This is a genomic window from Actinoplanes sp. NPDC026623 (assembly GCF_040638275.1).
Taxonomy (GTDB): domain Bacteria; phylum Actinomycetota; class Actinomycetes; order Mycobacteriales; family Micromonosporaceae; genus Actinoplanes.
In genome coordinates this window covers 1-8,379 of sequence record NZ_JBEZXZ010000287.1, presented here as the reverse complement: position 1 = coordinate 8,379, position 8,379 = coordinate 1, and the positions used below count along the sequence as shown (strand labels likewise).

General features: G+C 71.5%; 7 protein-coding genes. 2 read left to right on the top strand and 5 right to left on the bottom strand.

Annotated elements, in window-relative coordinates:
* From AB0F10_RS42270 to AB0F10_RS42260, 3 genes are all read right to left on the bottom strand, one after another.
* A partial coding sequence (locus AB0F10_RS42270) for a hypothetical protein (protein ID WP_360639274.1) occupies nt 1-276 on the bottom strand: 276 nt, incomplete at its 3' end.
* Nucleotides 277-304: 28 nt separating this feature from the next.
* The gene (locus AB0F10_RS42265) at nt 305-724 is read right to left on the bottom strand and encodes a hypothetical protein (RefSeq protein ID WP_360639272.1); all 420 of its coding nucleotides are present in this window, start codon (nt 722-724) and stop codon (nt 305-307) included.
* A 108-nt stretch (nt 725-832) separates the two neighbouring features.
* Nucleotides 833-1,912: an AI-2E family transporter gene (locus AB0F10_RS42260; protein WP_360639269.1), complete on the bottom strand. Its 1,080-nt coding sequence runs from the start codon at nt 1,910-1,912 to the stop codon at nt 833-835.
* Between the two features lie 147 nt (nt 1,913-2,059).
* Here AB0F10_RS42260 and AB0F10_RS42255 point away from each other — a divergent pair, with 147 nt between their 5' ends.
* Together AB0F10_RS42255 and AB0F10_RS42250 are read left to right on the top strand one after the other, a co-directional pair.
* Nucleotides 2,060-2,395, top strand: coding sequence for a carboxymuconolactone decarboxylase family protein (locus AB0F10_RS42255; protein WP_360639266.1), 336 nt, complete (start codon nt 2,060-2,062; stop codon nt 2,393-2,395).
* Nucleotides 2,396-2,600: 205 nt separating this feature from the next.
* Entirely contained in the window at nt 2,601-3,968 is a 1,368-nt protein-coding gene (locus AB0F10_RS42250) for an MFS transporter (RefSeq protein ID WP_360639263.1), read from the top strand.
* Between the two features lie 54 nt (nt 3,969-4,022).
* Here the strand turns inward: AB0F10_RS42250 and AB0F10_RS42245 are convergent, their stop codons facing one another.
* Nucleotides 4,023-5,495 carry an alpha-amylase family glycosyl hydrolase gene (locus AB0F10_RS42245; RefSeq protein WP_360639260.1) on the bottom strand — a complete coding sequence of 491 codons (1,473 nt, stop codon included), beginning with the start codon at nt 5,493-5,495 and terminating at the stop codon, nt 4,023-4,025.
* Nucleotides 5,492-8,224, bottom strand: coding sequence for an MGH1-like glycoside hydrolase domain-containing protein (locus AB0F10_RS42240; protein WP_360639257.1), 2,733 nt, complete (start codon nt 8,222-8,224; stop codon nt 5,492-5,494). Before AB0F10_RS42240 ends, AB0F10_RS42245 begins: the two co-directional genes overlap by 4 nt.
* Nucleotides 8,225-8,379 lie beyond the last annotated feature (155 nt).

Here is an 8,379-nt window from a genome sequence, read left to right as displayed (position 1 = left end):
GCCCCGCCCCCGGCCCCCCACGACGCTGGCCGCGATGTGGGCCAGGTCGAAGATCATGGCGACCACCACCCAGAACCATTCCCAGCCGACGAGGCCGACGCCCGGCGTGTAGAAGATGACGTACAGCAGCGTGGCGAACGGAAGGAAGATGATTCCCACCAGCGGCCAGATCCAGGTGTCGAACGCGGCGTCGACGAATCCCGGCCGGACCAGCCAGATGATGAACAGGGCCAACCGCGGGAAGACACCCGCGAAGATGGCGAACAGGCAACCCATGTGTACTCCGTCCTGGACCGGCGTTCGGCTACCTCTGGTCGATCTGCAGTTCCGGTTCGGGCCGTACGCTCGACCACCGCGCGGTGAGCGCGAAGATCACGAAGGTGTCGAGCGCGAGCATCAGCAGCGACCAGAGCGGGTACGCCCCGAGCGAGGCGACCTGCCACACGGCGTGCAGGCCGACGACGACGATGCCCGCGATCCTGGCCCAGGTCTGCGTCGCGAGCAGGCCGACGCCGACCGCGAACAGGGCGATGCCGAACAGCAGCAGCGTCCAGCCCCAGGCGGTGAAGTCGACGAGAACGAGCCGTTCCGGAAGCCACACGAGCTGCTCGTCGTTGAACAGCACCACGAGGCCCTCGAAAACGTTGATCATGCTCATGATCAGCAGCATGGTGGCGGCGAAGACGACCATGCCGGCCCACGCGGTGCTCTTGCTCGCGGCCATCCGCTGTCCCTCCCGTTCAGGGCCGCCGCGGGTCTGACCGATCGGCTGCCGACGCCCGGATCGTCGCACCGTGATCACGAACCGGGCATCACCCCGGACGAATGAGGCCTAGGACTGCGACCGAAGCGTCCGCAGCGTCCGCCGCCAGGAGATGACGATCGCGGCGAGCGGCACCGCGATGAAGACGCCCAGGATGCCGCCGATGATCCCGCCGGCCACCGTGACCGCGAGGATCGCCAGCGGATGCATGTCGAGCGCCGCGCCGAACGCCAGCGGACGCGCCAGCCCCTCGATCACGTTCTGGGTCACCAGCACGACCGCGAGCATCCACAGCGCCGCCTGCACGCCGCCCGCGCCGAGGGCCACCAGCACCGTGAAGATCGCGGACAGCCAGGCGCCCAGGTACGGCACGTACGCCGTGGTGAAGGTGACGAGCACGATGACGAACACCAGCGGCAGGCGCAGCACCGCCGCCGCGAGCCCGATCAGCACCGCGTCCAGCGTCGCGACGAAGGTCGTGCCGACCACATAGCGGCGCAGCCGGTCGCCGGCGTCCGCGAGCATCAGCCGCGTCGTGGCGCCCGGCAGCGACACCCGCCGCTCGATGCCCGCGCCGAACCGGCGACCGTCGATGAGCAGGAAGAACAGGATGTAGAGCGCGATCAGCGCGCCGAAGACCAGGGCGGCGACCGCCGCCGCGCCGGTGAGCGCGGTGCCGGCGATCCCGAGCAGGATCTCCCGGCGCTGCGACGCGTCGGCAAGCGGGGTCAGCGGGTCGGCGCCGGTGGCGGATCGAAGCCGGTCCGAGGCGGCCTGTGCGGTCTGCGCCCAGACGGCGCCCTGGCCCCGCAGGCCGATGACGACCACGACGACGATCGCGCAGACCACCACCGGCACGGTGGCGACGGCGACGCTCACCGCCGCGGCCGGCGGGAGCCGGTGCCGGCACATCCATCCGACCCACGGCTGGAGCACGGCCGCGAGGATCACCGCGAAGATCACCGGCGCCAGGTAAGGCAGGACGACGCCGACCGCCACGATGATCGCCACGACGCCGACCACCGCGCCCGCGAGCATCCAGCCGGACCAGCCGAGCCGGCCGAGCCACGGTGGCACGAGGCCGGACCCCGCAACGCCCGGCGGGCGCACCGGCGTGGGGCGGGCCTCGCCGGCACCCTCGTCGCTCATGACGCGAGTGTCGGCGGTTCGCCCCGGCCCGGCATCCCCCGTCGCGGACGGGTCGCGCCTTTCCTCCGACGGGGATGAGGCAGGCCGGCCGGCACCCGCGAAAGACTCGGCGTCGACGCTCGCAAGCCGACGAACGGAGACCCGATCATGTCTGTGGACGAAGCAGTCGCCGCGTTACTGGAGTCGACCATGCCCGGCGAGGCGCCGCTCGCGGAGACGCTGATGCGGATGCACAGCGACATCCAGGCGCAGTCCGGCCTCGACGATCGAACGTACCTGCTGGTGCGGATCGCGGCGCTGGTGGCGGTCGACGCGCCGGCCGCGTCGTACCTGGTGAACCTGACCGTCGCGGACGAGATCGGCATCTCCGCCGACGAGGTACGCGGGGTGCTGATCGCGCTCGCGCCGCTGGTGGGCAGCGCGCGGGTCTTCTCCGGCGCGGACAAGGCGCTGACCGCCCTCGCCACCGCCCGGCGGATGTAGGCCGGCGCAGGCCACGTTTCGACCTCCCGTCCGGCGTGCCCGGATCATTCGCAACGGATGAAGTCGCGCCCCGCCGGAGCCGGGACGCTGGGACGGATGTCCAGCTCCCGGCCCGCCGTCGCGCCCGGGTGAGAACCCGAGTGGAAGCAGGTCCCGTATGACCGTCCATGCCTCGACGCAAGGACCGTCGAGCGCCCTACGACGGGTGCTCATTCCCCTCGCCTTGGCCCAGTTCATCTGCAGCTTCGCCGGCTCCAACATGAACGTGATGATCAACGACATCAGCGAGGACCTGAACACGACCGTGCAGGGCGTGCAGCTCGCCATCACGATCTTCCTGCTGGTCATGGCCGCGCTGATGATCCCCGGCGGCAAGCTGACCGACCGGTACGGCCGCAAGCGGTGCCTCACCGTCGGCCTCGCCGTGTACGGCGTCGGCGCCCTGATCAGCGCGGTCGCCCCCGGCCTGCCGGTGCTCATCATCGGCAACTCGATCCTCGAGGGCATCGGCACCGCGCTGCTGATCCCGCCGGTCTACATCCTCACCACGCTGCTGTTCACCGGTGTCGCCGCGCGGGCCCGCGCCTTCGGCGCGATCAGCGCGATGGGCGGCATCGGCGCCGCCGCGGGGCCGCTGATCGGCGGCCTCATCACGTCCGGGATCAGCTGGCGGGCCGCCTTCGTCTTCCAGGCGCTGGTGGTCGCGCTGATCCTGGTGCTGAGCCGGCGCTACGTCAAGGACCCGCTGCCGGCGGACCCGACCCGGCCGTTCGACACCGGCGGAGCGGTGCTGTCGGCGCTGGGGCTCGTCCTGCTCGTCATGGGCATCCTGGCGGCGGACGACAACCTCTGGCTCATGCTCGGCCTGGTCGTGGCCGGCGCCCTCGTCCTGGCGTGGTTCTTCTACGCGGCGCGCGCCAAGGAACGCAAGGGTCAGGAGCCGCTGCTGTCCACCGCGCTGTTCCGCAACCACACCTCCAACTTCGGCCTGGTCACGCAGAACGTCCAGTGGCTGGTGCTCATGGGTGTCTCGTTCGTCGTCTCGGCGTACCTGCAGGTGGTGCGCGGCTACAACGCCATCGAGACCGGCGTGATCTTCACGGCGGCGACGGTCGGCCTGCTGCTGTCGTCGCTGCTGGCCGAGCGCATGGCGAAGCGCCGCAAGCAGCGCTCGCTGGTCCTCGCGGGCTTCGCGGTGACGATCGCCGGCATCCTCGTGTTCCTGGTCATGATCGGCGTGTCCAAGAGCGTCTGGGCCTTCGTGCCCGGGCTCTTCCTGATCGGGCTGGGCATCGGCGGCATGCTGACCCCGTCGGTGAACATCGTGCAGTCCAGCTTCGGCGAGGACCTGCAGGGCGAGATCTCCGGGCTGTCGCGCAGCGTGTCCAACCTCGGCTCGTCCCTGGGTGCCGCGATCGCCGGCACCATCCTCGTGGCCGGGCTGACGAAGACGCCGGAGCGCTCGTACGCGCTCGCGATGATCGTCCTGGCCGTGATCGGCATCGCCGGGCTGGTAGCCGCGGGGAGGCTGCCCGCGACGCCGCCCGCCCCGGAGACGGCCGCACCGCAGTAGGCACAGGGCCGCCCGCCGGGTCGAACCCGGCGGGCGGCCCCTTTCCCGCGCCGGTCAGGCCGGCTCGACCCGGAATATGTGTGAGCCCCACGGCGGAAGATCGACGTAGAGCCCCGAGTCCACGAGCTCGCCGCCGTCCCGGTCGTAGGCCCGGTCGTCCAGCAGATCGACCAGCCGCCAGTGCCCGGCGCGCAGTCGTTGCCACGGCAGCGGCACCCGGGCCTGCGCGGACGCCGGGGACAGGTTCACGACGACGAGGTGGTGCGGCAGGTCGTCGTGCCAGGCCCAGGCCAGCAGGTCCTGGTGGGTCGGGTTGTCCGGCCAGCCCCGGCAGTCCAGCAGCCGCCAGTCGCCGCTGCGCAGCCCCCCGGCGACGGCGAGCAGCCGGCGGTAGAACGGCGGCAGCGCCGCGTCGACCGGCTCCGCCGGGCGGCGGGACAGGAACACCGGCAGGTGCACGCGCCGCCCGTCGAGCTGCCCGTCGTGCCAGAGCGTCGCGCCGGGCAGCGTGGCCACGGCCACCGCGGCGGCCCGGTCACGGCCCCCGGGGAACTCCGCGGCGGCGCGCGGCTCGTCGTGGTTCTCGATGAAGCGGATCAGCCGGCGCTGGTAGTCCGGCCCGGCGCCCAGGTGCTTGCGCACCGCGTCGGCGTCCTCGTGGGCGAGCCGGTCGTAGAGGCGCTTGTCGTAGCAGAAGTCGAAGCCCTGCTGCTGCAGCGTCCACTCCATGTCCCAGTACGCCTCGGCGATGAGCACCGCGCCCGGGTGGCGCTGCCGCACCCCGTCGATGACCAGCGGCCAGAACTCCTCGGCGGGCGGCGGCCCGGCGTGCTCGCCCCAGGTCCTGGCGAACACCTCGTTGGTCAGCAGCATCGCCATGTCGCACCGGACGCCGTCGCACTGGTCCAGGATGGCGGCGAGCACGTCAACGGTGGCGTCGCGCAGCCCGGGGCTGAACGCGTTGAGCTGCACGACGTCCGGCCACGGCGGGAAGAACGGGTCGCGGCCGCGGGCCACCACCGCGCCGCCGCCGTCGAACCAGGACTCCGGTGCGGCCGCGAGGTCCGCCGCCGTGCCGGTCACGAACCAGTCCGGGTGCGCCGTCACCGCCGGGTGGTCGGGTGCGACATGGTTGGGCACGTAGTCGAGGATCAGCCGCAGCCCGCGCCGGGCCAGCTCCGCGCGGGCCACGACCAGGCCGGCCGGCCCGCCGAGGCGCGGGTCGGCGAGGTACCGCCGCACGCAGTACGGCGAGCCGACGACGTCCTCGGGTGCCAGATCCGGCAGGGCGGCACGGAACGCGCGCTGCAGCGACTCGTTGCCACGGGCGATGTCGAGCCCCGCCGGGCTGCGTTCCCACACCCCCATGAGCCACACCGCGTCCGTGCCCGGCGGCGCCAGCTCGTCCCACACCTCGCCGGGCACGTCGGCGAGGGTCGCCGCCGCGCCGAGGCGCTTGCGCAGATCGGAGAGCCACGGCCAGGTGTCGACCTCGTAGACGACAGGTGCGGACGGCCAGCCGCTCATCGTTCCTCCGTCCTCGGCGCCCGGAAGCCGCCGATGATGCCGTGGTCGAGCAGGTCCCGGCTGGTGAGGTTGGCGAACAGGTTGGGGAACACCGCGACCAGCCCGGTCCAGCCGGTCTGGTGGCTGGCGCCGAGGCCGGCGCCGTTGTCGCCGTGGAAGTACTCGGAGAACGTCACCAGGTCGCGCCAGTGCTCGTCGTCGGCGAAGATGTGGTTGCCGCCGTAGCAGGGCCGGCGCCCGTCCTCCCCCGGCAGGAAGATCCGGGTCAGCCGCTCGGAGATCTCCTTGGCCACCTCGAACAGCGTCATCGTGACGCCGGATCCGGTGGGGCACTCGACGGTGAACTCCTCGCCGTAGTACACGTGCAGGTTGAGCAGGGAGCGGATGAGCAGGGCGTTCATCGGGAACCAGACCGGCCCCCGCCAGTTCGAGTTCCCGCCGAACATGCCGCTGTCGGACTCCGCGGGCAGGTAGGACACGCTGTAGCGCTGACCGAGGACATCCAGCTCGAACGGCCGGTCGGCGTGGGACCGCGACAGCGAGCGGATGCCGTACGGGCTGAGGAACTCGTCCTCGTCGAGCATCCGCGCCAGGATCCGGCGCAGCCGCGACTCGTCGAAGAGCGCCAGCATGAAATGACCGCGGCCGCCCTCGAACCGCCCCTGTGACAGCACGGATTCCACGCTCGGGTGGCCGGCGACGAAGTCGCGGGTCTGCTCGACCAGCTGCGGGTAGCGGCCGGTCACCTCCGGGCCGATCACGGTGACGGCCGCCAGCGGCAGCAGCCCGACCATCGAGCGCACCTTCATCCGGGTGGCGCTGCCGTCGGGCAGGCGCAGCAGGTCGTAGAAGAATCCGTCCTCGTCGTCCCACATCGTCTCGGCCTTGCCGACCGTGCGGTTGACGCCGACCGCGATCCAGGCGAAGTGCTCGACGAAGGTCTGCGCCTGCTCGATGTAGACCGGGTCCGCCTCGGCCAGCTCCACGGCGATCTGCAGCATGTTCTGGCAGTACAGCGCCATCCAGGCGGTGCCGTCCGCCTGGTCCAGGTGGCCGCCGGTCGGCAGCGGGGCGCTGCGGTCGAAGACGCCGATGTTGTCGAGGCCGAGGAAGCCGCCCTGGAAGACGTTGCGGCCGTCGACGTCCTTGCGGTTCAGCCACCAGGTGAAGTTCTTGGACAGCTTGTGAAACGCGTTCTCCAGCCAGGCCCGGTCGCCCGAACCGGTCCTGGACTTCTCCAGCTCGTAGAGCAGGTAGACGGCCCAGGCGTGCACCGGCGGGTTGACGTCGCTGAAGTTCCACTCGTACGCGGGGATCTGCCCGTTGGGATGCATGAACCGCCGGCTCAGCAGCAGGTCCAGCTGCCCCTTGGCGAACTCGATGTCGACCATGCCGAGGGTGACCGCCTGGAACGCGAGGTCCCAGGCGGCGAACCACGGGTACTCCCAGGTGTCCGGCATCGAGATGATGTCGTGGCTGTCCAGGTGGAACCAGTCGCCGTTGCGGACGCCCTGCGCGTCCAGCGGGTCCAGGCCGTGCTCGGCGAGCCACTGCTCGACGTCGTAGCCGAAGTACTGCTTGCTCCACAGCATCCCGGCGAGGGCCTGGCGGACCACCATCTGCTCGGACCCGCGCAGCCCGGGCGCGATGCGGTCGTCGTAGAACTCGTCGGCCTCGGCGCGGCGCCGCTCGACGAGCGCGTCGAATTCGGCCTGCGACGACCGGTCGTCGGGCAGGCCGGCGTCGACGGCCTCGTCGGTGAGCCGCAGCCGGATCGTCGCCGAGCCGCCGGGGGGCAGGTCCAGCACCACGTCGGCGGCCACCTTGGTGCCCGTGCGCGCCGGGTTCACCGCCGCGGTCTCGCCGTGCACCACGAAGCGGTCGATGCCGTCCTTGACGTACGGGGTCGCGTTCGGGCTGCCGAACAGCCGCGCGGAGTTGGTCTCGTTCTCGGTGAACAGCAGGTCGTGCTCGCCCTGGCAGAGCAGCCAGCGGGTGCCGAGCGTCTCGTGCTCGGCCGCCACCACGGACAGGCCGGGCACGTCCGGCACCTCGCGCAGCGCCGGCCTGCCGGCCGGCCGCTCCCCCGACCAGGTGTTGCGGAACCACAGGGTCGGCAGCAGGCGCAGCGTGGCCGGGTCCGGGCCCCGGTTGTGCACGGTGACCCGGACCAGGACGTCCTCCGCGGTGGCCTTGGCATACTCGACGAAGACGTCGAAGTAGCGGCTCTCGTCGAAGATCCCGGTGTCGAGCAGCTCGTACTCGAAGTCGCCGCGGCCGCGGGACCGGCCGGTCGCGAGCAGATCCTCGTACGGAAACTCCCGCTGCGGATACTTGTAGAGCATCCGCATGTACGAGTGGGTCGGCGTGCTGTCGAGGTAGAAGTACTGCTCCTTGACGTCCTCGCCGTGGTTGCCCTCGGCGTTCGTCACGCCGAAGAGGCGCTCCTTGAGTATCGGGTCGCGGCCGTTCCACATCGCGACGGAGAAACACAGGCGCTGCTCGTCGTCGCTGATGCCCGCGATGCCGTCCTCGCCCCACCGGTACGCGCGCGAGCGCGCCTGGTCGTGACCGAAGTAGGCCCAGGCGTCGCCGCCGGCGCTGTAGTCCTCCCGCACGGTGCCCCACTGGCGTTCGCTGAGGTACGGACCCCACCTGCGCCACGCCGGGGTCGCATCGGCTTCACGCAGTCGGTTCTGCTCGGCGCCGGACGACGCTGCATTGGTCATGTTTCCATGGTGGCAGCGGCCGCGCGGGCCCCGGGGGGGGACGAGACGCAGGTGCCGCAAAAACCCCCCCCCGGCTGAACCCCCCCCCCCAACCCCGCCCCCCCCCCCACACCCCCCCCCCCCGAGCACGGCGGGGCGCCGCCCCCCCCCGTGGG